The sequence below is a fragment of the Pseudosulfitobacter sp. SM2401 genome (assembly GCF_042932805.1).
Lineage (GTDB): Bacteria > Pseudomonadota > Alphaproteobacteria > Rhodobacterales > Rhodobacteraceae > Ascidiaceihabitans.
In genome coordinates, this window is the sequence record NZ_CP170633.1 from 1,053,939 (window position 1) to 1,076,899 (window position 22,961).

Consider the following 22,961-nt stretch of genomic DNA (forward strand, 5'->3'; position numbering starts at 1 on the left):
GGCTGTTCATGGCGCGCCCCTTTATTTATAGGTAGGTCGAGCAGTCAGTAACGAGGATGTCATGGCCCGACCAATCATTGGAATTATTTCGAATTCGCATATGATCAGTGATCAATATGAGGTGCAGGGCGCGGGTGTGATCAACATCGCAGCTGTCGCCGAAGTGACCGGTGGATTGCCTTTGATGGTGCCGGCAGATCCCGATCATGTGCATATCCAAGACTTGATGGCGCGTTGCGCTGGGTTTGTTTTTACCGGCGGGCGACCGAATGTTCATCCGGAGGAATACGGCGAAGTCGAAACTGCGGCACACGGTGATTTTGATCGAAAACGCGACCGGTTGGCGCTGCCGCTGATCCGTGCTTGCGTCGAACATGGTCTGCCGATTTTGGGCATTTGTCGTGGGTTTCAAGAGGTGAATGTGGCGATGGGCGGCTCGCTCTATCCGGAAATCCGCGATTTGCCGGGGCGTACAAACCACCGGATGCCACCTGACGGTACGATTGAAGAGAAGTTCGCTCTGCGTCATGCGGTCACGTTCACGGACGGTGGTGTATTCCATCAATTGATGGGTGCACGCGAGGTTATGACCAATACGCTGCACGGGCAGGGGATCAAGCAAGCGGGTGCGCGCATTGTCGTGGATGGAGTTGCACCGGACGGCACGCCTGAGGCGATCTATGTTGAGGGTGCCCCTGGATTTACGATGTCTGTTCAGTGGCATCCTGAGTGGAATGCAGCCGATGATGTCGTGTCACGCCCGCTGTTCGAGGCGTTTGGCGAAGCGGCGGGTGCGTGGGACCGGTTTGGCGAAATGCGTCCGGCACTTAAGACTGCATAACACGGGTGTGCGACACGCACACCTTACGGACGAAATCCGTTACGCGGATCGGGCTTTCAGCGGCGTATACGGTCGATAGGCGGCACCAATGGGTGTTTGGACGTTGTATGTCCCTTGTCGGGTTGCACGATGGATCGAACTGTAGGACCAATCTTGAGGCCGTGGGACCAAGCCCGCTTGGACTGGTGCGGAAAAGATCATGTGCCGATGCGCATCTATGTCTTCTTGGTCCCGCAAGTGATGTTCCCAAAAACGGCGCTGCCAAATGCCTTTGTCGCCGCGACGTGCCGTTACCGGATCCCGGTTTTCAGGCGCAGGCAGACCGCGCGAAAAGTGAGATTTTAACATCCGCCACCGCGTAGAAAAATCGGCGTCATCCGGCGGCAGGGTCCAGATTGTGTGGATAACGGATGGCAGGACGACCACTTCGGTGATCTCAAAGGGATAACGCGTGCGGGTCAGGCGCATGGAACTGCGCAGCTTTGCGATGTTCTGCACCAGAAGATTACTGTTCCGGTCGGCAAGACGGACTGTGAAAAACAGCGTGGCACCGGGGCGCTTTGAGCGGATGTAATTTGACATGCAGCAACGTTAGCTGAGTCGTAGTTAAGCGGAGATTAATGTACGCATAGCAAGTGAGGGACCCCCAGCTTGCCGGGCGAAATAGAGGTAAGGTGTGCGTGTCGCACACCCCGCCGTTCATTTACATTTGTCCGCCGGCGATTTCGATGTTTTGCCCGTTGATGCTTTGCGATCCTGGACCGACCAGCCACGTCATGGCAGCGGCCACTTCGTCACATTCAACCAAGCGGCGATGGCGATTGGTGTTTACCATGATCCCTAGCGCTTTTTCTTCGCTGATGCCGGCGCGGTTTGCGATGCTTTGAGTGTTGCGCGTCACAATTTCGGTATCCACATAGCCGGGGCAGATAGAGTTGAACGTCATGCCGGTGCCCATGTAGTCTTCGCTCAGGCTGCGGATCAGTCCGATCATTCCGTGTTTCGACGCCGAATAGCACGCAGCCCCCGGCACACCGCGAATGCCCGCGATCGAGGACACCGCAATGACGCGTCCCCAGTCGGTTTGGCGCATCGAACCAAGGCTTTCGCGGATCGTCAAAAACGCGCCATCCAGATTGGTCGCCATCATGTCGCGCCAGAACGCCATGTCGGTTTTGTGAACTGCTTTGCCGGTCGCAACCCCTGCGTTGGCGATGCAAATCTGGATCGGCCCGCGCGCCTCAACGGCCGCTGCGATAGTGTCGACCACTTGGGTTTCTTCGCGCACGTCCATTGCAACGCCAAACATGCCGTCCGTTGCGACGCTGTCCAGTACGTCTTGGCGACGACCGGTGATTGTCACTTGCGCCCCTTGTGCGACCAGTGTTTGTGCCATGGCGAGGCCAATGCCCGTGCCGCCGCCGGTAATCAAAGCGTGTTTGCCTGCGAGTGATGTGTTTTGTATCATGCTCAATCCTCCTTTTTTCACGTTTCACACTGAAGGTTTGGGACCGCGATGCAAGTGCGAATGGCATTTGTGACGAAGCGGCATGATGCTAAATTTTGATTGAGTATTTTGGATCAAGACAGGCGGGAACGATGAAAAACCTAATGGATGTTCCGCCGGTTTGGTTGGGCGTGTTTGTGGCTGCCGCATGGGTGCAAGGGCAGTATCTTTCTTTGGGGTTGGCATGGCCGCAACCCTTTGCCAGCTTGTTAGGTGGTGGGCTGATTGGCCTTGGATTGATCTTGATTGGTCTCGCCGCGTTTGAGCTGTGGCGACATCGCACAACGATCATGCCGCATGCTGATACTTGTGCAATCGCACCCGCATCCCTTGTGCAATCAGGCATCTTTGCCCGCTCGCGAAATCCGATCTATCTGGCGGATGCGTTTATCTTGTCAGGGTTGGTGCTGCGTTGGGATGCGGTGCTTTGTGTGATCCTGGTGCCAGTGTTCATGTGGTGGATCGCGCGGCATTTCATTGAGGCCGAAGAAATCCGCCTGCAAAACCATTTTGGAGATGATTTTCCTGGCTACGCACGAAAAGTGCGTCGGTGGCTCTGAATTTTTGCAAAAATTACCAAAGGGTCGCGGCGGCAGTCCTTGTCTTCTGCACTGCAGCACATTACAAAAAATCGGGCAACATGATCAAAACTGCCGTTAATCGGAACTGTTTTGTCGTAAATCGAATGAATTAAGTGGGGGAGCCTTCGAGTGAAGATCGGGACACCAAAAGAGTTATTTGAAGGTGAACGTCGCGTCGCGATGACGCCAGACAGTGCCACGCAACTGCAAAAGCTGGGTCATAACTGTTTGATCGAAACGGGTGCGGGTGCCGCTGCCGGTTTTGCCGACGCGGATTACAAAAACGCGGGCGTTGAGGTTGTGAAAACCGCCGCCGCATTGTGGAAAGCCGCAGACGTGGTCGCCAAGGTGCGCGCCCCTGATGAAACCGAAGTCAAACGCCTGCGCGATGGTCAGACGCTGATTTCATTCATCAACCCTGCGGCCAGCGAAAAGCTGATGGCACAGGCGGCCAAAAAGGGCTCGACTGTCGTTGCCATGGACATGGTTCCACGCATTTCGCGCGCTCAGAAAATGGACGCACTGTCGTCGATGGCAAACATCGCAGGCTACCGTGCGGTGATCGAGGCGGGCAACAACTTTGGCCGTTTCTTTACCGGTCAGATCACGGCGGCGGGCAAGGTCCCACCAGCCAAGGTTCTGGTTGTGGGCGCTGGCGTTGCCGGTTTGGCAGCTGTTGGCACGTCGACGTCGTTGGGTGCGATCACCTACGCGTTTGATGTGCGTCCCGAAGTGGCCGAGCAGATTGAATCGATGGGCGCTGAGTTTGTCTACCTCGATTTTGAAGAAGAGCAGGCCGATGGTGCCGCAACAGGTGGCTACGCCGCCGTGTCCAGCCCGGAATTCCGCGAGGCGCAATTGGCCAAGTTCCGTGAACTGTCGCCAGAGATCGACATCGTCATCACCACGGCGCTGATCCCGAACCGCGAGGCCCCGGAACTTTGGACCGAAGACATGGTTGCGGCGATGAAACCCGGATCTGTGATCGTCGATTTGGCGGCGGAAAAGGGCGGCAACTGCAAGCTGACCGTGATGGACGAAAAAATCGTCACGGACAACGGCGTGACCATCATTGGCTACACCGATTTCCCGAGCCGGATGGCAGCACAAGCCTCGACGCTTTATTCGACAAACATCCGTCACATGATGACTGATCTGACCCCTGAAAAAGACGGCGTGATCGATCACAACATGGAAGACGACGTGATCCGTGGCGCGACTGTGACGCATGCGAAGGCCGTGACCTTCCCGCCGCCACCGCCGAAAATTCAAGCGATTGCGGCGCAGAAGAAAGAAGCTCCAAAAGAGCTGACAGCCGAGGAAAAACGTGCCGCCGAAACGGCTGCGTTCAAGGCACAGACGCGCAATCAAGTCACGCTGTTGGCTGTTGGCGCGTTTGTCTTGTTGGCAGTTGGATTGGTCGCACCGGCCAGCTTTATGCAGCACTTTATCGTGTTTGTTTTGGCGGTTTTTGTGGGTTTCCAGGTCATCTGGGGCGTGGCGCATTCGTTGCACACACCACTGATGGCCGTCACAAACGCGATTTCATCCATCATCATTCTAGGTGCTGTTATGCAAATCGGGTCGGGGTCGTTCCTCGTTATTTTGCTGTCTGCGTTGGCCGTGTTTATGACCGGTATCAACATTTTTGGCGGCTTCCTCGTGACACGGCGCATGCTCGCCATGTTCCAGAAATCTTAAGGGCGGGGACGAACTTATGGACTACGGATTTACAACAGCGGCCTATGTGGTCGCAGCCATTCTTTTCATCCTGTCGCTTGGCGGATTGTCTGGACAAGAAAGCGCAAAACGTGCCGTTTGGTATGGGATTGCGGGTATGGGGCTGGCGATTGTCGCCACGCTGATTGGCCCGGGTTCCGGCCTGTGGTTGCTGTCATTGCTGATGATCGCGGGTGGTGGTGCCATCGGTTATCAACTCGCGACCAAAGTACAAATGACGCAAATGCCAGAGCTGGTTGCAGCGATGCACAGCCTTGTTGGTTTGGCGGCTGTATTCGTTGGATTTAACGCGCACCTTGAAATGGGTCGCGTGATGCTGATGGACGATACAGCGCGCAAAGGACTAGAGGGTTTTGCCGCCCTGTTGGCGAAAAAGGATGGCGTCGAGATCGCCATTTTGCGGGTCGAAGTGTTCCTTGGTATCTTTATCGGGGCGATCACATTCACGGGGTCGGTCATTGCCTATGGCAAGCTGGCAGGTCGTGTGGACAGTGCCGCCAAAAAGCTGCCCGGTGGTCACATGCTGAACGCTGGTGCCGGCATTTTGTCGCTGATCTGCCTTATCTGGTACTTTAACTCTGGCGCGTTTTTCCCGCTGTTTATCATGACTTTGGCGGCCTTGTTTATTGGCTATCATCTGATCATGGGCATTGGCGGGGCGGACATGCCGGTGGTTGTGTCTATGCTGAACAGCTATTCGGGCTGGGCCGCGGCGGCGATTGGTTTTTCCCTCGGGAACGACCTGCTGATCGTTGTTGGTGCGCTGGTTGGTTCCAGTGGTGCGATCCTGTCCTACATCATGTGTAAGGCAATGAACCGGTCATTTGTGTCGGTGATCTTGGGCGGCTTTGGTGGCCCAGCGGGTGAACAAATGGCGGTCGAAGGCGAGCAGATCGCAATCGAGGCCGAAGGGGTTGCTGCGGCATTGAACGAGGCGGATAGCGTCGTGATCATTCCGGGGTACGGGATGGCTGTTGCGCAGGCGCAATCCGGTGTGGCTGATCTGGTGCGCAAATTGCGTGCCCAAGGTAAAAACGTGCGGTTCGCCATTCACCCCGTTGCGGGGCGCTTGCCCGGTCACATGAACGTGCTGCTGGCCGAGGCCAAGGTGCCCTATGACATCGTGATGGAAATGGACGAGATCAATGACGACTTTCCGACAACGGATGTTGCCATTGTGATCGGTTCAAACGACATCGTGAACCCTGCGGCACAGGACGATCCGAATTCACCAATTGCAGGTATGCCGGTTCTGGAATGCTGGAAAGCCAAGCAAGTGTTCGTGTCCAAACGCGGGCAGGGCACTGGCTATTCCGGTATCGAGAACCCGCTGTTTTTCAAGGAAAACACGCGCATGTTCTATGGCGATGCAAAAGCGTCTTTGGACAAGCTGTTGCCAATGATAGACTAACACTGCGGGTGCACGACACGTGCACCTTACATAATGCGACAAGAGGCGGGGTTTTTCCCCGCCTTTTCGATATGAAACGCTGATAAGCGGGAGTCGGCCACCCTTGCTTGCACCCATTCCTCAGGTTTGAAACAAAACACCTCATGTCGTTGATGAAGTCCATAATCACTGCGTCCCAGCATGCCTCGCGCCCTGGGTTCATCAAGAACTTGCCGGCGCATTGCGTCTGCTTTTACCCGCGCTCGGACACGCTGTTGGTGACGTTTGATCATGTGGGATCGCTGACCATCAAACAAGGACGTTTGCCTTGGGCCTTTGGACTGGCGGAAAAACTGGGCTGGTCACACTTGGGCAACATGACCAAACAGAACGACTGGTTCCGACACAAAAGCATGTTCGCAACCTACCGCGCGATGCGCAAAGAAGGATTCTTCGAAAGCTTTGACGAGGTCGTGTTTCTAGGCGCGTCGATGGGCGGATATGCGGCATGCGCCTTTAGCGTTGTCAGTCCCGGTGCGCGGGTTGTGGCGTTTTCACCGCAATCTACCCTGCGCCGTGATTTGGTGCCGTTCGAGACCCGCTTTCACAACGGTCGCAAGCTGGGGGATTGGACGGGGCCATGGGTCGACAGCGCGCATACCGTCGAAAAAGCCAGCAACGTAAAGCTGTTCTATGACCCGCATTTCACCGGTGATGCCGCCCATGCGGCGCGCTACAAGAAAGGGCACATAGAACACTATCCGGCACCCTACTTGGGTCACAAAGTTCCAACCGGATTGAAGGCGATAGGCCAATTTGAACCTATCGTTCTTGCCGCTGTTCAAGATGATCTTACCCAAGCCAAGTACCGTACATTGTTACGGGACCGACGGCGTGAACCGCTGCATGCGTTGCGCGTTTTAAAAAGGGCGCAAAAGCGTGGTCACAACGACTTGGTCAAACGCGTGATTGCCAATGGAACGATCCCGTACGCGCCGGATTACATCGCGCGTATGGCGCGTCGTTTATCAATTTCTTGAATCGCGGTATACAATCGTATTCCGGTAACGTATTGAAATATAACAAATTGTTTGACTTTTTGGAGGGTGGCGATATGTCTTGACCCAAATGTGTTGCTCTTTTCAGAGCAAGTTGGAGCCTGAGCATGCCGCCCATTGATGATCATCCGCAACGTTACAAACTGGCCAATGAACTGCATGCGCGCCCGTTTCCGGCCATGGCCAGCCCCTGCACAGCCGCCTATATCGCGATCAAACAGTCGGGGCCATCTGCCACCCGTGATCGCAGTCTGGACCTTGCCCATCTGACCAATCTGCTGGACCGCCACGGCGTCGCGCACCCGCAACCGGGGGCCACGCACTACTACGGGCAGATCGGCAAACATTGGTTGAAATGGGAACAGCACACCGAATTTGTGACCTACACGGTGTTTTCCGAAGGCGTGCGCAAACACGCTTTTGACGCCGCTGAATTCGAGGTTTTCCCAAGCGATTGGCTCGCGGCATCCCCCGGTCAACGCGTCACCTCTGTTTTGCTGCGCATCGAAAACGAGAGCGACCAGGATCAGATCACCACCAACCTGCGCGACTGGTTTGTACCAGAGAGCCTCGCGGTCAGTTCGATGTTGGATGGTGCCGCGGTATCGGCGGGCGATTTCCGCATTGATAGCAACGGTCACATCCGCTTTGCCGTGTTTGCGGCCTCCCACACTGGCGCGCGCCGCGTCGGGCGCATCGTGCAACGTCTGTGCGAGGTCGAAACCTACAAGGCGATGTCGATGCTGGGCTTTGGTCACGCGCAAACGCTGGGCCCAAAACTGAATGCGTTAGACCGTCAACTGACTGATCTGATGGGCACGATGAGCCATGAGACCGCGGTGCCAGAGGAAACGTTGCACGCGTTGCTGAGCATCTCGAGCGAACTGGAATCATTGTCCGCCCAAGGCTCGTTCCGCTTTGGTGCGACAGGAGCCTACGAGGCGATTGTGGGCCAACGGATCGAGGCGCTGCGCGAAGAGCGGTTCATGGGCCGTCAAAGCTTTGGTGAATTTATGATGCGCCGCTACGAGCCGGCGATGCGTACGGTGCAATCCGCGCAGCGGCGTCTGGATGCCATGAGCCAGCGATCAATCCGCGCCTCGAACCTGCTGCGTACGCGTGTCGACGTGGACCGCACGGCCCAGAACCAAGCGCTGCTCGAAAGTCTGGATGGGCGCGCGGATCAGCAGCTTAAATTGCAACGCACAGTCGAGGGGCTGTCGGTGGTTGCGGTCAGTTACTACGCGGTGTCGCTGGTGTCATACGCGCTTTATCCGCTGACCGAGGTCACGGGGCTAAGCAAAGGCACGATCACCGCGTTTGTGACCGTGCCGGTGATTGCATTGGTGTGGGTGGTGCTGCGCCGCATTCAGCGGCGCTAGCGGTTAGCGTCCGCGAATGCGGGGGTCCAGCGCGTCGCGCAGACCATCGCCAAGGTAGTTCACACCCAACACAGTCAGCGAGATCGCGATACCGGGCAGCATCACTCGTTCAGGATATTCGGTCATGCGCGGCACGGCGTCAGCCAGCAGTTTGCCCCACGTGGGAAAGTCGGACGGAAAGCCAAAGCCAAGGAACGAAAGCGCGCTTTCGGTGATGATCGCGGTAGCAAGCCCCAGCGTCGCAGACACCATGATCGGAGAGATCACGTTGGGCAGCAAATGCCGCGTGATGATCTTGGCATTGGACGTCCCGATGGAGCGGGCGGCAAGGATGAATTCACGTTCCTTGAGCGCCAGAATTTCACCGCGCACAATCCGCGCCGTCTGCATCCAGGAGGTGACGCTGATGACGCCGACGATCAGGATGAACATGCCCATTTCAGGGCCGAAATTTGAACGCAGCGGTTGGCGGAACAGCACAACGGCCACAAGCAACAGTGGCAGGATCGGCAGCGACAGCACCAGATCGGTAAAGCGCATCAGCCAGAAATCCATGCGGCGGAAGTAGCCGGACAGAACGCCAACGCCAGTGCCGATGATCAGCGACAGGATCATCGCTGCCCAGCCCACAGACATCGAAGCGCGACCGCCCGCAATGATATTGGCCAGCAGGTCGCGGCCCAAATTGTCGGTGCCAAAAGGGCGGTACCAAAGCGTTTTTGCATCGCCGTTCCACAGGGCCGTCCAGATCGGGCGCACGTCCTTGTTGCGGATGTCCAGTTTCTTGGGATCAACGTCCCAGATCCACGGTCCAAAGATCACGAACAGAGTTATGAACAGCAGAAAGCCACCGCCAAACACAGCACCTTTGTGCTTTTTGAACTGCGACCAGACGTCTTGCCACTGGCTGCGGGGTTCTTTGGCGGGCTCTTTGTCTTTAAGCGCCGCAAAGTGGTCTTCGGTCATATCAGTCATAGCGGATCCTTGGGTCGAACACGCCATACAGCACGTCCGCAAGCAGGTTAAACATCACGATGAGAATGGCAAAGATGAACGCCAAGGTTTGTACGGTGGGCAGATCGTTGGACAGCAGGGCGCGGATGAACATGTCGCCGATGCCGCTGACGCCAAAGACGACTTCGGTGATGATGGCGCCACCAAAGATCGACGGGATGCCGAGGGCGATGACTGTGATGACGGGGATCATCGAATTGCGCAGCACGTGGACCATGACCACGACGGCCTCGGATAGCCCTTTAGACCGCGCCGTGCGCACGTAGTCCTGGTTCAGGTTGTCGAGCACAGAGGCGCGCATGTAGCGGCTGATCTGGGCTGTGGTTTGCAGGGCCAGCACCATCACGGGCAGCACCATCTGCTTGAGCTGGGTGACGAAGGTGTCCCAGTTGTTGACTTCGTGGGTGGTGTCATACAGCAGCGGGAACCAGCCCAGTTGTACGGCAAAGATGATGCCGAGCAGGGGGCCTGTGAAAAACGGTGGGACGGAAAAACCGATCATGGTGATGAACGTACCGGCCTGATCGAAGACAGAATATTGGCGGTAGGCGGAATAGATGCCGATCGGGATCGAAATCAGGATGCCAACCACATAGGCCATGCCGACAACCCAAAGGGTTTGGGGCAGGCGCTGGATAACCACATCCATCACCGGACCGCGCCACTGCCAGCTGATCACGCGCTGTTCTGTCACCATACGGTCCAGTTCTGCGTTGTAGACCATCGAAAACTGGGTGTCCGGCAACCAGCCAAACAGGAAGGTGTCGCGGGTCATCCAGTCGATCATGACCTGCGGTTCAACGATAAAGAACTGGTACAGCCATTTGATGTACTGGATGTGGATGGGCTGGCCGAGGCCAAGCGCTTCGCGCATCTTTTCTTTGACTTCAGGCGGGACAGTCAGGGGCACTTGCGCCATCGGGTCGCCGGGGGCGAGCTGGAGCAGCAAGAAAATAACGAGGCTGATGAACAAAAGCGTCGGGACCGAAAGGATCAATCGACGGATTGTGAAGGTCAACATATGCGGCGCCTTTGTGCGTCAGTCTTCGTTTGAAGGAATTTGGAACGGAATTGTATGTGCGGTGAAGGTGCGCGACACGCGCACCTTACGTTGCATATCTGCGGGTAAGGTGTGCGTGACGCACACCCCACCACTGCCGATTAGTTACCTGTGCGGTACCAGTCAGCTGCGTTCCACAGTTCTGAGTCAAACACGTTGAGAACAACGCCACCCAGAGTGTTGGAGTGTGCAGAAACACGGCCACGGTCAACCAGAGGAACGATGGTAAAGCTGTCTTTTGTCAGCATGTCGTTCATCTTTTTGCCCAACTCACCGCGTTTTTCCAGATCGCCGGTTTTGGCAAGCTCGTCGATCAGTGCGTCATACGCAGGATCGCAGAAGCGGTTGATGTTTTCACCCTGCCATTGGCTGGAAGGCTTAGGCTCATTGCCACATTTGTACGCAGCAAGGTAGGCTTGTGGGTCTGTTCCGTCAAACACGTTGGCGTACATTTCGACGTCAGCGTAGAATTTTTGGAACGTGTCAGGCGACCCTGGGTCACCGCCAAAGAATACGGAACCGTCAAGGTTACGCAGTTCGGTTTCAACACCGATTTGGCTCCAGTAGTCCTTGATCAGGGCTTGGAAGTCCTGACGTACGGCGTTCGTGGATGTTTGGTACAGGATGGAAATACGCACACCGTCTTTGGCGCGAATTCCGTCAGACCCTTTGACCCAACCAGCGGCTTCCAGCTTGGCGTTGGCACCTTCGATGTCTTGTGTCAGGCAACCGGTGTTTTCAGACGCATACAGTGCAGGCGCTGGAACAAGGTTACATGTCGGACGACCTGCGTCGCCATACCCGACTGCAACCAGTTCTTCGCGGTTGATCGCCATGGACAGTGCTTCACGCACGTTGATGTCTGACAAGAACGGGTGTGGTTCTGCAACTGTAGAACGCGTGTCTGCTGGCAGATCAGGGGACGGGTTCGTGAGGTTCATTTCCAGACGTTCGACCAATGCGCCGAATGCAGAAATAGGAACACCTTTGCCGCCTTCGGCCATCTTTTGGATGACGTCTGGTGCCAATTGCAGGTTCCAACCGTAATCATATTCGCCGGTTTCCATAACCGCACGACCAGAGGCTTCGGCAGAACCGCCACCTTTGAACGTCAGTGCGGCAAAGGCTGGTTTGCCTTCTTCACGGTAGTTTTCGTTGGCAACCATCTGGATCACGTCGTTTGGTTTAAACGTTGTGACAACAAACGGGCCGGTGCCGATCGGGCCAAAGTTGGCGTCTGTGCACTCAGGTGCGCGTGCGCCCAGGCATTCTGCAAACTGTGCCGCTTGAATGATCGGAGACTGACCACCCATGAACGGGCCATACGGGTTTGGCTTTGGCGAAGAGAACGTCACTTTGGTGGTCAGCGCATCAATCGCTTCAACGTTTGTAACGCCTTCGAATTTCGCGCCTTGTGCGCAACCGCCTTCGGGGTCCATGCAGTATTTTGCAGTGAACACGAGGTCAGCTGATGTCACATCGGAACCATCAGACCATTTCAGGCCCTCTTTCAGCTTCCAAGTGATGGATGTCAGGTCTTCGGACACGCCGCCGTTGGCAACTGTTGGAATTTCTTCCGCCAGAAATGCAACCGGGTTACCGTCTTGGTCGTAGCGACCCATCGGCTCGATCACGAGCGAGGACGATTCGATGTCCTTGGTGCCACCAGACAAATAAGGGTTCAGGATCGATGGGGCCTGCCAATAAATAATTTTGACTTCGCCGTCGCGGCCGCGCTCACCTGAGTGGCCGTCCGCCATCGCCATGGGTGTAAGCGCAAGTGTTGCGCCGGCCCCAAGCAGAAGGGTTCTGAGTTTCATTTTATACTCCATGTTGGACACATGTTGTGTCGTTAATCCTGCGATTGTTCCCGTTTGGGCCGCAGGTGCTTTTGATCGTCCGGGGGGAATTGCAAGACCTAAATCCGCTAACTCAGCGAATCTACAGCATTTTTAAGTGTTCCCCCACAAGCCAATGAGGACCATCGAAACAGCTTTTGGGAAAATTGCAACCCCGTTGATGAAGTGACGTTAGATGATATGTGGAAACTTTGCGCACAACGGGCTCAGGGGTTTGACACTGCTCATGACTTAGACGTAGCGTTTAACATCGCTCCATACAGGGGAGACACGGGGATCAGCATGCTAGACCAGACGCCAGAACAACCAGGTGCGCCTAAAAACGGTGGACCAATCGCAGACATTCAAGGTCTTCGGGTCGAATTCCAGACCAAGGACGGCCCCGTACTGGGGGTCGAGGATGTCTCGTTTTCAATCAATGCGGGTGAAACGGTCTGTGTGGTTGGCGAATCCGGCTCTGGCAAATCGGTGTCGTCCCTGTCTTTGATGCGGCTGGTAGAATTTGGCGGCGGTGAAGTCACCGGCGGCAAGCTGCTGTTTGATCGCAAGGACGCCGACAACGTCGATCTGGCCCAAACCGAACCGAATTTGATGCGCTCGATCCGCGGCAATGAAATCGGGATGATTTTTCAGGAACCGATGACGGCTCTGAACCCGGTGTTCACCGTTGAACGTCAGTTGACCGAAGGGCTGCGCCTGCATCGCGGTCTGTCCAAAGCCGAGGCCAGCGCGCGCGCGCTCGAGCTGATGAAAGAGGTGCGCATTCCCGAAGCGGAGCGCCGCCTGAAACAATACCCGCACGAGCTGTCTGGTGGTATGCGCCAACGGGTGGTCATTGCGATGGCCCTTGCCTGCGCGCCACGTTTGCTGATCGCGGATGAACCGACAACGGCGCTTGATGTGACCATTCAGGCGGAAATCCTCGCGCTGATGGACCGTCTGAAACGCGAAACCGGCACGGCAGTGATGTTCATCACACACGACATGGCGGTGGTGGCCCAAATGGCCGACCGCGTCGTCGTGATGTTCCGCGGCAAAAAGGTCGAAGAGGGCACGGTCGAGGAAATCTTCGAAAACCCGCAGCACCCCTACACCAAGGCATTGTTGGCGGCGGTTCCCAAGCTTGGCGAAATGACCGGCAAAGACTATCCCGAACCGATGGTTTTGCTGGGCCGCGACCAAGACGAAATCAAACCGATCATCGGCACGGATGAAACGCTGTTGACGGTCAAAAACCTGACCACACGGTTTCCTGTCAAAGGCGGGTTTTTCCGCCGTACGGTGGCGAATGTGCATGCGGTCGAGGATTTGTCGTTTTCAATCAACAAAGGTCAAACGCTGTCACTGGTCGGTGAATCCGGTTGCGGAAAATCGACGGCGGGGCGCTCTATCCTGCGTTTGGTCGAACCGCTGTCCGGCAGCATTCAGGTCGGTGATGTCGACATCATGGCGCTGGATGGCAAGGGCTTGCGAAACGCGCGCTTGGACATGCAGATGATTTTCCAAGACCCGTTCGCGTCGCTGAACCCGCAAATGCAGCTGTCTGATCAGGTGGCCGAACCGATGCACAACTTTGGCATGTTCAAAGGGGCCGAGGTGATGGACCGCATCGAAATGTTGTTTGATCGCGTCGAACTGCCCCGCAGCTTTATGCGCCGTTATCCGCATGAATTGTCCGGCGGGCAACGCCAACGGGTTGCGATTGCGCGCGCGTTGGCCTTGAACCCCAAACTGATCATCGCAGACGAGGCGGTGTCGGCGCTGGACGTGTCTGTCCAAGCCCAAGTGCTAAACCTGATGATGGAATTGCAGCAGGACCTGGAGCTGTCGTTCTTGTTTATCAGCCACGATATGGCCGTTGTTGAACGGGTCAGCCACAATGTGGGTGTGATGTATCTGGGCCGGATCGTCGAAATGGGCCCACGTGCGGCGGTGTTCGAAAACCCGCAGCACCCGTACACGCAGGCCTTGATGAAGGCGGTTCCGATCGCTGACCCGCGCCAGCGCAAAGACGAAAAAGACCTGAATTTCAAACCAATTCCGTCGCCGATCCATCCGGTGGGCTATCAGGCCGAACCTTCGGTTTACCGCGAGGTCGCGCCGGGCCATCAGGTTTTGATCACGGACAGTGGATACTAAAATGACCGATACTAAATCCGGTGGGCGCCTCAGCCCGCTCGAGCTGATGACGAAACTCATCAGCTTTCCAACTGTTAGCCGTGACACCAACCTGCCGCTGGTGGATTGGGTTGAAGACTATCTTGGATCGCACGGTATCACGGCGCACCGCTGGCCTGACCCGGATCAACCACACAAGGCTGCGTTATTTGCCCATGTCGGCCCCGAGGTCGAGGGTGCCATTGTGCTGTCGGGTCACACGGATGTTGTGCCGGTGGACGGGCAGCCGTGGGACACGGACCCATGGACGGTCGTTGAAAAAGACGGGCGCTATTACGGGCGCGGCACCTGCGACATGAAAGGCTACGACGCATTGGCGATCTGGGCCTTGGTCGAGGCACACTACGCCGGCGTCAAACGTCCGCTGCAACTGGCGCTTAGCTTTGACGAAGAGGTTGGTTGCACCGGTGCGCCCCCCATGATCGAAGCGATGCAAGGCGTGATCCTCAAAGGTGCGTCGGTGATCGTGGGCGAGCCTTCAAACATGAAGGCGGTGACTGGCCACAAAGGCGGGCAGGGCATCTACACCCATGTTGTCGGGTTCGAGGTGCACTCGTCGATCATGCACACCGGCGTGTCTGCGATTTTGGAAGCCGCCAAGCTGATCAGTTTTGCCACCGAAAAGAATGCCGTGAATTTTGCCGCGGAACCCACAGCGCTGGGGGCGATGTTCGATCCGCCTTGCACCACGTGGCACGTCGGCATGATCGAGGGCGGAACGGCCCACAACATCACCGCCAAAGACTGCAAATTCGCGATGGATTTCCGTGCGGTGCCAGGCGATGATCCTGATGCACTGGTTGCGGACTACGTCGCCCGCGTGCGCGAGGTTGAGGCCGGCATGCAGGCCGTGCACCCGGACACCCGGATCGATTTGAACATCCGCTTTGCTGTGCCTCCGCTGCGCCCAGAAGACGGCGGCGAAGCTGAAGGCATCGCGCGCGCGATCACAGGTGACAACGCAGGACACGTGGTCAGTTACGGCACCGAAGCGGGGCAGTTTCAGGCGGCGGGATATTCAGCTGTGGTTTGTGGCCCGGGTGACATCGCGCAAGCCCACCAACCCAACGAGTTCATCGAGATTGCCCAGTTTGAAGCTGGCCACCAATTCATGCGGGATTTGGTGGCGCGATTGATGTGATCGGCGCACGGCGCTCTTGCTGAGCAAGACGCCCCGCCCACCGTCCCGTAAAAAACGTCTGAAGGTGATTTGATGCTATGATGGCTTTCCCGATTTCCGAGGCAACTCCGGTCGTGCACGCGGGGGCTCCGCCGCAGCAAACTGACGTTGTGGTCATTGGTGGTGGTGTCGTTGGTGTGTGCACGGCGTTGTTTTTGGCCGAAGCTGGTCATCACGTTGTGCTGTTGGAAAAGGGTCGCATTGCCGCGGAACAATCCAGCCGCAATTGGGGGTGGATTCGCCAACAAGGTCGCGATCCGCATGAATTGGGCATCATGGCTGAATCCAACCGGATCTGGCGCGATCTTGCCAGCCGCACAAATGTTGACATCGGTTTGGTCCAAGGTGGCGTCAGCTATCTGGCCAAAACCGACGAAGAGATGGCAGTGTACGAGGCCTGGCTGGATCATGCCCGCGCCCACGGTGTCGACAGCCGATTGCTCAGCAATGCCGAGACCCAAGCCCTGATTCCCGGCATGTCGCAAAGCTACGCGGGCGCGCTATACACTGCGACTGATTTGCGGGCTGAGCCTTGGGTGACCGTGCCTGCTTTGGCAGGGATTGCGGCACGTGCTGGTGCGCGGTTGATTGAAAACTGCGCGGTGCGGACGCTGGACATTCAAGCAGGCCGCGTCACTGGCGTGATGACGGAACAGGGGCGCATCAAAGCGTCCTCGGTTGTTCTGGCGGGCGGTGCATGGTCGTCGCTGTTTTTGCGCAATGCGGGCGTGGCCTTGCCGCAGCTGAGCGTGCGCGCAACGGTGGCTGCGACCGAACCTTTGCCGCAAATGTATCAAGGCGGCGCTGCGGATGACAAAATTGCGTTTCGCGCGCGTGCTGACGGTGGCTATTCGCTGGCCGCGGGTGGGTTCCACGAGTTGTTTATCGGCCCTGATGCGTTTCGCGCGTTGCCAAAGTTTCTGACGCAACTGCGCAATGACCCGTTTGGTACCCGGTTTAAGGCCAGTGCCCCAACAGGGTTTCCCGATGCGTGGGGCACGCCGCGCAGCTGGTCCGCAGAGGCGCAAAGCCCGTTCGAGCGGATGCGCGTGTTGAACCCTGCACCAAACCCAAAAAAGCTGCGGAATCTGCAGCGCGATTTTGCGGCGCTTTTCCCTGCATTTGGGCCCATAAAGTTAAAATCGGCCTGGGCTGGTATGATTGACACGATGCCTGACGTCGTGCCGGTGATGGACCGTGTGGACGCGATCAAGGGGCTGGTGGTCGGCACTGGATTTAGCGGTCACGGTTTCGGGATCGGTCCGGCTGCGGGGCGTGTGTTGTCGGCTCTGGTCACTGGCGCTGATGTGGGTCATGATCTGCACAGATTCCGCCTGAGCCGTTTTACTGACGGTTCCAAGATGGATATTGGACCGTCCGTTTAAGCCTCGAACTGGAGTAAATATGCCAATCAAAAACCGTTTTGCTGAAACCCATGCTGAAATTACCGGCTGGCGCCGCCACCTGCATATGCATCCCGAGCTACAGTTTGACGTGCACGAAACCGCGCAATTTGTCGAAGACAGGCTGCGTGAATTCGGGATCACCGACATCACCACTGGCATCGGTCAGACGGGGGTTGTGGCGGTCATCAAGGGGCGCACCGATACGTCTGGTCGCGTGATTGGCTTGCGCGCTGACATGGACGCGCTGCCGATCCACGAGGCAACAGGGTTGGAATACGCCAGCACCGTGCGGGGCAAGATGCACGCCTGTGGCCACGACGGGCACACGGCGATGTTGCTGGGGGCCGCGCAATATCTGGCGGAAACCCGCAATTTTGATGGTACCGCCGTGATGATCTTTCAGCCCGCAGAAGAGGGCGGCGGCGGTGGCCGCGAGATGGTTAAAGATGGCCTGATGGACCGTTGGAACATCCAAGAAGTGTACGGCATGCACAATATGCCGGGCTATCCGGTTGGTGAATTTGCGATCCGCGCAGGTGCTTTGCTGGCGGCCACGGACGAATTCGTTTTGACCATCACCGGTCAAGGCGGGCACGCAGCTGCCCCCCACGAGGCAATTGATCCTAATATTGCCGCAGCGCATGTGATGTTAGCTTTGCAGTCGATCGCGTCACGCGCCGTTGATCCGTTGAAAAACGTGGTCGTTTCGGTCTGTGCCGTTCATTCCGACACCGATGCGTTCAATGTTATTCCGCAGTCGATTTCGATGCGTGGAACCGTGCGCACGCTGGATGCAGATGTGCGCGATCTTGCTGAGGCCAAGCTGAAACAGATCACGGACTTGACCGCGCAGGCGCATAGCTGCACTGCTGATATCGTTTACGAACGCGGCTATCCTGCGACGGTTAATGCCGAGTTGAATACTGAATACGCGGCAGAAGCGGCAGCAAGCATTGCCGGATCCGTAGATACAAATACACCGCCGATTATGGCAGGCGAGGATTTCTCCTACATGTTAGAGGAACGCCCGGGTGCCTACATCATGATCGGTAACGGTGATGGCGCAACCGTCCACCACCCCGCCTATGATTTCGATGACGAAGCGATCCCGGCAGGGTGCAGCTGGTTTGCTGAAATGGTCGAACGCCGTATGCCAATCGATGCGTGATCTGTCTGATAAGACCTTGCCAACCCTTCAAAATTGACCCAATCTAAAGTTGTATATTTTACAACTTATTATCGCATCAGGAGAATTAAATGGCTGTGAAAAACCGGTTTGCAGAATTGCATGATGACATCACGGCGTGGCGCCGCGACATTCACCAAAACCCCGAAATTCTATTTGAAACGCACCGCACCAGCGCGCTGGTTGCAGACAAACTGCGCGCCTTTGGGTGCGACGAGGTGGTGACTGGCATCGGGCGCACGGGCGTCATCGGTGTGATCAAAGGTAACAAGACTGAGTCTGGCAAGGTCGTCGGGCTGCGCGCTGACATGGACGCATTGCCAATTCACGAGGCAACAGGTGTTGAATATGCCTCGCTCACGGACGGGGCGATGCACGCCTGTGGTCACGATGGGCATACCGCGATGTTGCTGGGGGCCGCGCAATACTTGGCCGAAACCCGCAATTTTGACGGCACTGTCGTCGTCATTTTCCAACCCGCCGAAGAAGGCGGCGGCGGCGGTAAAGAGATGTGCGACGACGGCATGATGGACCGCTGGGGCATCCAGGAAGTCTACGGAATGCACAACTGGCCGGGCCTGCCAACCGGTCACTTTGCGATCCGCTCTGGCCCGTTTTTCGCAGCCACCGATCAGTTCGACATTTACGTCGAGGGCAAAGGTGGCCACGCCGCCAAGCCGAACGACACGGTCGACACCACCGTCATGGCCAGCCAATTGGTTATGTCCTTGCAAACCATCGCCAGCCGTAATGCTGACCCGATTGATCAGGTGGTTGTATCGGTCACATCATTTGAAACCTCGTCCAAGGCGTTCAATGTGATCCCGCAAAAGGTGCATTTGAAAGGCACCGTGCGCACCATGTCCAAGGAAATGCGCAACCTCGCTGAGACGCGGATCAACGAGATCTGTTCAGGTGTGGCAATGACCTTTGGCGGCACAGCTGAGGTCGACTATCACCGTGGCTATCCGGTCATGGTCAATTCCGAAGAACAAACAGCCTTTGCGGTGGACGTTGCCAAATCAGTGTCGGGCCAATGCGACGAAGCGCCGTTGGTGATGGGCGGCGAAGATTTCGCCTTTATGCTCGAAGAACGCCCAGGCGCCTACATCGTCGTTGGCAATGGCGAAGGCGCGATGGTGCATCATCCCGAATACAACTTTAACGACGACGCAATCCCGGCAGGGTGCAGCTGGTGGGCGGGCATTGCGGAACAACGCATGCCGATGTCCTAAGGGTCAAATCAGCGCTTGGTAGACGGCGTCAATGCCGTCTGCCTCTGACGTTGCACTAAAGGCGTCAACCGTCACTTCGCGCGCGCGCTTGCCCATGTTTTCAACGTTTCCATCAAGGATTTTGCTGACAGCACTGGCCGCATCCATCACGTCATCGACAACAGTTCCGGTGGTGCCTTGCACCGAGAAACTGCGGTAGTATCCAGCGTCCGTGCCGACAAACGGGACACCGCTGGCCATCCCTTCAAGAGGGACCATGCCGTAGCCTTCGTAGCGTGGCAATTGCACGACTAGGGACAAGGCGCGCATCAGGTTTGGCATTTGATCTGCGGCGATTTCACCGACAAACAGGATACGCTCAGACAGGCCTGCGGCGGCTATTTTGTCCTTTAACTCTTGTTGAAACGCTTGGTGTTCCCGCGCCGCACGACCAATCATCAAAGCCACTGCATTCGGGTGCTGCGACAACACGTTAATCATCGCATCGACAAACCGGTCGCTGCCCTTTTCAGGCCGCACCCGCCCGATTGACGCGATGCCAGATGTGCCGCCGTAGCCAAGGGCCGCCCACGCCGCCGCGCGATCAGGGGCAGGGCAATAGAGTTGTGTGTCAACGCCGTGCGGCACGACGGCGCGCACGTTTGGGACAAAGCTGGCGGCTGTGTCCGTCGTTGCGACAATCGCGTCCATGCGCGAAATCAACCAGCGCGGAAACGCAGAATGGCGACGCTGTGCAGCTGAAGTAAAGACGATTTTGATCGGCAGGCGCAACACGTCACGCGCCCAGATTGCCGCACGCATTTCGGTGTTGCGACGCACATGCCAGATGCAGGGTTCGGTTGACGCGGCGCGCGCCTGTTTCAGCGTGATCGGCGGCGGGCATCCGGGCAAGGGGTGGCCAACAAGCGACAGATCGTAACGGCCTGCTTGGGCGCGCACGACGTTAGCAGCGGTGGCCGACACGCCGGTGAAGTTGCGGTTAAAATTGGTGACAAAAACCCGTTGTTTCATGGCGCAATGTCCAGGGCTGTGATCAGTTGGTTGGCCACGTCGTCCAAAGTTCCGCTTTGATCGGCGACAAAGGCTTTGGCCCCGGCGCGCGCTGTTTGCAACGCATCTGGGTGGCGCAGCCAAGTATCGGCGATCTCGGCGATCTGTGTCGCATCATTGACCAAACGCGCGCCGCCTTTGGCCTCAAGCGCGCTGTAGGCTGCGGCAAAATTGGTGATGTGAACGCCCGACAACACAGCGGCCCCGAAATGTGCCGGTTCAAACGGATTGTGCCCGCCAATAGGGTGCAGCGAACCGCCTAAAAACACGAAGGGCGCAAGGCTGTACCACAAGCCCATTTCACCCAAAGTATCTGCCAGATAGACTTGCTTTTCAGGCAGGCCACCTGCGGAGCGGGCAGTGAAACTGAACCCGGCGTTTTCGATCAACTTCTGCACGTCCGGGCTGCGTTCAGGATGACGCGGGACAAGGATAAGGCACAGATCAGGATGTGTTTTCAATAACTTGGCATGCGCTTCTAACACATCGGTTTCTTCGCCGTCATGGGTCGAGCACGCAGCCCAAACCGGGCGATGCCCAAGCGTTGTGCGCATCTGATCCAGCGATTTGCCATGCACAGGCAGGGGGGCAGACAGGGATTTGAGATCGACGCCCTTTGCGGTTTTGTCTGCGGGGGTTCCGAGATCAATCAGGTGCAGGGCCATCGCGGTTGTCTGGGTCAGCACCAGCTTGAAATGGTGCAGCAAAAACGCGGCTGTCTGGCGTCGCTTTGCCCAGCTTTTTAGCGACTTGTCCGAGAGCCGGGCGTTGACCATCGCCATTGGAATATCTGCGCGGCGCGTGTGGATCAGCATGTTCGGCCACAATTCGCTTTCGACCAAGATCGCAGCGTCCGGTCGCCATGTTTTCAGAAAACGGCGCAGTGGGCCCGCGCCATCAAGAGGCGCAAATTGATGTTGCGTGCGCGCAGGCATGCGGGCGGCGATCAGATGCGCGGATGTCGCAGTGCCGGATGTGATAAGAAATCGCGCGTCCGGCAATGCGCGGCCCATGGCGGTGATCAACGACAAAACCGACAGGCTTTCACCGACGGATGCGGCATGAAACCAGATCAGCGTGCCGCCGGGGCGATGTTCAGTGGCGTTGCCAACGACCTCATGGGCGCGGTGGCTGGGCACGCCCGCACGACGCAATTTGCGCACCACAAAAAACGCGGCAATCGGCATGAAAAAGGTCGTGGCAACGGCGTAGGCGCGAAAGAGCGCAGTCGGACGCATGCTCGGGCGCTGAGGACCGCGCATTAGCCGCCCGTATGGCTCATGTGGCGGGGCATTTGACCGTCCAGCGATTGCCGAGAATAGTCGAAATCATGGCCCTTGGGCTTCATCGCAATTGCCGCGCGAATGGCGTCTTCTAACGGGCGGTCATCGTTTGGATGGGCACGCAAAGGTGCGCGCAAATCGGCCATGTCTTCTTGGCCCAAGCACAGGTAAATTTCGCCGGTGCAGGTAATGCGGACGCGGTTACAGCTTTCGCAGAAATTATGCGATAGGGGCGTGATAAATCCGATTTTCTGACCGGTTTCCTCGAGCCGTACGTAACGCGCAGGCCCCCCGGTTTTTTCGGCCAGATCGGTGACGGTGTAGTGATCTTCGTAGGCGGTGCGCACGTCTTTCAGCGACCAATATTGGCTCAGGCGATCCTCGTTGCCGATGTCGCCCATTGGCATGACTTCGATCCACGTCAGATCAAGGCCCAGATCGGCGCACCATTTGGTGATGCTGGGCAATTCCGGCTCGTTAAAACCTTTAAGCGCGACGGCGTTGATTTTGACTTTTAGGCCAGCTTTTAACGCTGCATCGACACCGCGCAGAACCTGCGGCAAGCGCCCCCAGCGGGTGATGTCGGCGAATTTCTGATCATCCAGCGTATCAAGCGAGATATTCACACGGCGCACACCAGCGGCAAACAAATCATCAGCGTATTTTTCCAACTGCGACCCGTTGGTGGTCAGCGTCAATTCCTTGAGCGTTCCAGCCTCAAGATGTCGCGTCATGCCGTCGAAAAACGTCATGATCCCTTTGCGCACCAAAGGTTCGCCGCCCGTGATCCGCAGCTTTTCGACGCCAAGGCCAATGAACGTGGAGCACATGCGGTCCAGTTCCTCGAGCGTCAGCAGTTCCTTTTTCGGCAGGAACGTCATGTTTTCGGACATGCAGTAGACGCAGCGAAAATCGCAGCGGTCTGTGACGGAAACGCGCAGATAGGTGATGGCGCGTGCGAAGGGATCAATCAAAGGTGCATTCATGCCTCAATAGGTAAAGATGCGCGCA

General features: G+C 57.0%; 19 protein-coding genes. 11 read left to right on the forward strand and 8 right to left on the reverse strand.

The window, feature by feature from the left end:
• Window positions 1–61: 61 nt before the first annotated feature.
• Window positions 62–841 (forward strand): gamma-glutamyl-gamma-aminobutyrate hydrolase family protein, encoded by a 780-nt coding sequence (locus ACFIO0_RS05295; RefSeq protein WP_390914272.1) that lies wholly within the window; start codon window positions 62–64, stop codon window positions 839–841.
• A 39-nt stretch (window positions 842–880) separates the two neighbouring features.
• Here the strand turns inward: ACFIO0_RS05295 and ACFIO0_RS05300 are convergent, their stop codons facing one another.
• Window positions 881–1,423 (reverse strand): REP-associated tyrosine transposase, encoded by a 543-nt coding sequence (locus ACFIO0_RS05300; protein WP_390914274.1) that lies wholly within the window; start codon window positions 1,421–1,423, stop codon window positions 881–883.
• A gap of 121 nt (window positions 1,424–1,544) precedes the next feature.
• Window positions 1,545–2,309, reverse strand: coding sequence for an SDR family NAD(P)-dependent oxidoreductase (locus tag ACFIO0_RS05305; RefSeq protein WP_390914276.1), 765 nt, complete (start codon window positions 2,307–2,309; stop codon window positions 1,545–1,547).
• A 131-nt stretch (window positions 2,310–2,440) separates the two neighbouring features.
• Here ACFIO0_RS05305 and ACFIO0_RS05310 point away from each other — a divergent pair, with 131 nt between their 5' ends.
• The 5 genes from ACFIO0_RS05310 to ACFIO0_RS05330 all read left to right on the forward strand — a co-directional run bounded on the left by ACFIO0_RS05310 (window position 2,441) and on the right by ACFIO0_RS05330 (window position 8,499).
• A complete protein-coding gene (locus ACFIO0_RS05310) occupies window positions 2,441–2,908 on the forward strand; it encodes a methyltransferase (RefSeq protein WP_390914278.1) in 468 nt (155 codons plus the stop codon).
• A 150-nt stretch (window positions 2,909–3,058) separates the two neighbouring features.
• On the forward strand, window positions 3,059–4,630 hold the full coding sequence (locus ACFIO0_RS05315; RefSeq protein ID WP_390914280.1) for a Re/Si-specific NAD(P)(+) transhydrogenase subunit alpha: 1,572 nt from the start codon (window positions 3,059–3,061) through the stop codon (window positions 4,628–4,630).
• Between the two features lie 16 nt (window positions 4,631–4,646).
• On the forward strand, window positions 4,647–6,080 hold the full coding sequence (locus ACFIO0_RS05320; RefSeq protein ID WP_390914282.1) for an NAD(P)(+) transhydrogenase (Re/Si-specific) subunit beta: 1,434 nt from the start codon (window positions 4,647–4,649) through the stop codon (window positions 6,078–6,080).
• A gap of 152 nt (window positions 6,081–6,232) precedes the next feature.
• Window positions 6,233–7,099 carry a hypothetical protein gene (locus ACFIO0_RS05325; RefSeq protein ID WP_390914284.1) on the forward strand — a complete coding sequence of 289 codons (867 nt, stop codon included), beginning with the start codon at window positions 6,233–6,235 and terminating at the stop codon, window positions 7,097–7,099.
• Between the two features lie 125 nt (window positions 7,100–7,224).
• A complete protein-coding gene (locus ACFIO0_RS05330) occupies window positions 7,225–8,499 on the forward strand; it encodes a DUF3422 family protein (protein WP_390914286.1) in 1,275 nt (424 codons plus the stop codon).
• 3 nt (window positions 8,500–8,502) lie between these two features.
• On the opposite strand, the gene ACFIO0_RS05335 is transcribed toward ACFIO0_RS05330, so the two are convergent.
• From ACFIO0_RS05335 to ACFIO0_RS05345, 3 genes are all read right to left on the reverse strand, one after another.
• Window positions 8,503–9,474, reverse strand: a complete 972-nt coding sequence (locus ACFIO0_RS05335) for an ABC transporter permease subunit (protein ID WP_390914288.1) — start codon at window positions 9,472–9,474, stop codon at window positions 8,503–8,505.
• Entirely contained in the window at window positions 9,467–10,534 is a 1,068-nt protein-coding gene (locus ACFIO0_RS05340; protein WP_390914290.1) for an ABC transporter permease subunit, read from the reverse strand. Before ACFIO0_RS05340 ends, ACFIO0_RS05335 begins: the two co-directional genes overlap by 8 nt.
• A 140-nt stretch (window positions 10,535–10,674) precedes the next feature.
• Window positions 10,675–12,393 carry an ABC transporter substrate-binding protein gene (locus ACFIO0_RS05345; RefSeq protein WP_390914291.1) on the reverse strand — a complete coding sequence of 573 codons (1,719 nt, stop codon included), beginning with the start codon at window positions 12,391–12,393 and terminating at the stop codon, window positions 10,675–10,677.
• Window positions 12,394–12,714: 321 nt separating this feature from the next.
• Here ACFIO0_RS05345 and ACFIO0_RS05350 point away from each other — a divergent pair, with 321 nt between their 5' ends.
• From ACFIO0_RS05350 to ACFIO0_RS05370, 5 genes are all read left to right on the forward strand, one after another.
• Window positions 12,715–14,571, forward strand: coding sequence for a dipeptide ABC transporter ATP-binding protein (locus ACFIO0_RS05350; protein ID WP_390914293.1), 1,857 nt, complete (start codon window positions 12,715–12,717; stop codon window positions 14,569–14,571).
• Between the two features lies 1 nt (window position 14,572).
• The gene (argE, locus tag ACFIO0_RS05355) at window positions 14,573–15,751 is read left to right on the forward strand and encodes an acetylornithine deacetylase (RefSeq protein WP_390914295.1); all 1,179 of its coding nucleotides are present in this window, start codon (window positions 14,573–14,575) and stop codon (window positions 15,749–15,751) included.
• A 77-nt stretch (window positions 15,752–15,828) separates the two neighbouring features.
• Window positions 15,829–17,175 (forward strand): FAD-dependent oxidoreductase, encoded by a 1,347-nt coding sequence (locus ACFIO0_RS05360; RefSeq protein WP_390914296.1) that lies wholly within the window; start codon window positions 15,829–15,831, stop codon window positions 17,173–17,175.
• A gap of 19 nt (window positions 17,176–17,194) precedes the next feature.
• Entirely contained in the window at window positions 17,195–18,364 is a 1,170-nt protein-coding gene (locus ACFIO0_RS05365; RefSeq protein WP_390914298.1) for an amidohydrolase, read from the forward strand.
• A gap of 89 nt (window positions 18,365–18,453) precedes the next feature.
• Window positions 18,454–19,617 carry an amidohydrolase gene (locus tag ACFIO0_RS05370; RefSeq protein WP_390914300.1) on the forward strand — a complete coding sequence of 388 codons (1,164 nt, stop codon included), beginning with the start codon at window positions 18,454–18,456 and terminating at the stop codon, window positions 19,615–19,617.
• 3 nt (window positions 19,618–19,620) lie between these two features.
• Here the strand turns inward: ACFIO0_RS05370 and ACFIO0_RS05375 are convergent, their stop codons facing one another.
• The 3 genes from ACFIO0_RS05375 to moaA are packed head-to-tail and all read right to left on the reverse strand — an operon-like array spanning window position 19,621 to window position 22,936.
• Window positions 19,621–20,628: a glycosyltransferase gene (locus tag ACFIO0_RS05375; protein ID WP_390914302.1), complete on the reverse strand. Its 1,008-nt coding sequence runs from the start codon at window positions 20,626–20,628 to the stop codon at window positions 19,621–19,623.
• Entirely contained in the window at window positions 20,625–21,905 is a 1,281-nt protein-coding gene (locus tag ACFIO0_RS05380) for a glycosyltransferase N-terminal domain-containing protein (protein WP_390914304.1), read from the reverse strand. Before ACFIO0_RS05380 ends, ACFIO0_RS05375 begins: the two co-directional genes overlap by 4 nt.
• A 23-nt stretch (window positions 21,906–21,928) precedes the next feature.
• A complete protein-coding gene (gene moaA / locus ACFIO0_RS05385; RefSeq protein ID WP_390914306.1) occupies window positions 21,929–22,936 on the reverse strand; it encodes a GTP 3',8-cyclase MoaA in 1,008 nt (335 codons plus the stop codon).
• Window positions 22,937–22,961 lie beyond the last annotated feature (25 nt).

Coding starts and splice junctions, on each gene's coding strand:
- ACFIO0_RS05330 (WP_390914286.1), top strand. CDS start 7,225: ATGCCGCCCATTGATGATCATCCGCAACGTTACAAACTGGCCAATGAA.
- ACFIO0_RS05365 (WP_390914298.1), top strand. CDS start 17,195: ATGCCAATCAAAAACCGTTTTGCTGAAACCCATGCTGAAATTACCGGC.
- ACFIO0_RS05345 (WP_390914291.1), bottom strand. CDS start 12,393: ATGAAACTCAGAACCCTTCTGCTTGGGGCCGGCGCAACACTTGCGCTT.
- ACFIO0_RS05310 (WP_390914278.1), top strand. CDS start 2,441: ATGAAAAACCTAATGGATGTTCCGCCGGTTTGGTTGGGCGTGTTTGTG.
- ACFIO0_RS05295 (WP_390914272.1), top strand. CDS start 62: ATGGCCCGACCAATCATTGGAATTATTTCGAATTCGCATATGATCAGT.
- ACFIO0_RS05300 (WP_390914274.1), bottom strand. CDS start 1,423: ATGTCAAATTACATCCGCTCAAAGCGCCCCGGTGCCACGCTGTTTTTC.
- ACFIO0_RS05370 (WP_390914300.1), top strand. CDS start 18,454: ATGGCTGTGAAAAACCGGTTTGCAGAATTGCATGATGACATCACGGCG.
- ACFIO0_RS05305 (WP_390914276.1), bottom strand. CDS start 2,309: ATGATACAAAACACATCACTCGCAGGCAAACACGCTTTGATTACCGGC.
- ACFIO0_RS05380 (WP_390914304.1), bottom strand. CDS start 21,905: ATGCGTCCGACTGCGCTCTTTCGCGCCTACGCCGTTGCCACGACCTTT.
- ACFIO0_RS05320 (WP_390914282.1), top strand. CDS start 4,647: ATGGACTACGGATTTACAACAGCGGCCTATGTGGTCGCAGCCATTCTT.
- moaA (WP_390914306.1), bottom strand. CDS start 22,936: ATGAATGCACCTTTGATTGATCCCTTCGCACGCGCCATCACCTATCTG.
- ACFIO0_RS05340 (WP_390914290.1), bottom strand. CDS start 10,534: ATGTTGACCTTCACAATCCGTCGATTGATCCTTTCGGTCCCGACGCTT.
- argE (WP_390914295.1), top strand. CDS start 14,573: ATGACCGATACTAAATCCGGTGGGCGCCTCAGCCCGCTCGAGCTGATG.
- ACFIO0_RS05335 (WP_390914288.1), bottom strand. CDS start 9,474: ATGACTGATATGACCGAAGACCACTTTGCGGCGCTTAAAGACAAAGAG.
- ACFIO0_RS05360 (WP_390914296.1), top strand. CDS start 15,829: ATGATGGCTTTCCCGATTTCCGAGGCAACTCCGGTCGTGCACGCGGGG.
- ACFIO0_RS05375 (WP_390914302.1), bottom strand. CDS start 20,628: ATGAAACAACGGGTTTTTGTCACCAATTTTAACCGCAACTTCACCGGC.
- ACFIO0_RS05350 (WP_390914293.1), top strand. CDS start 12,715: ATGCTAGACCAGACGCCAGAACAACCAGGTGCGCCTAAAAACGGTGGA.
- ACFIO0_RS05325 (WP_390914284.1), top strand. CDS start 6,233: ATGAAGTCCATAATCACTGCGTCCCAGCATGCCTCGCGCCCTGGGTTC.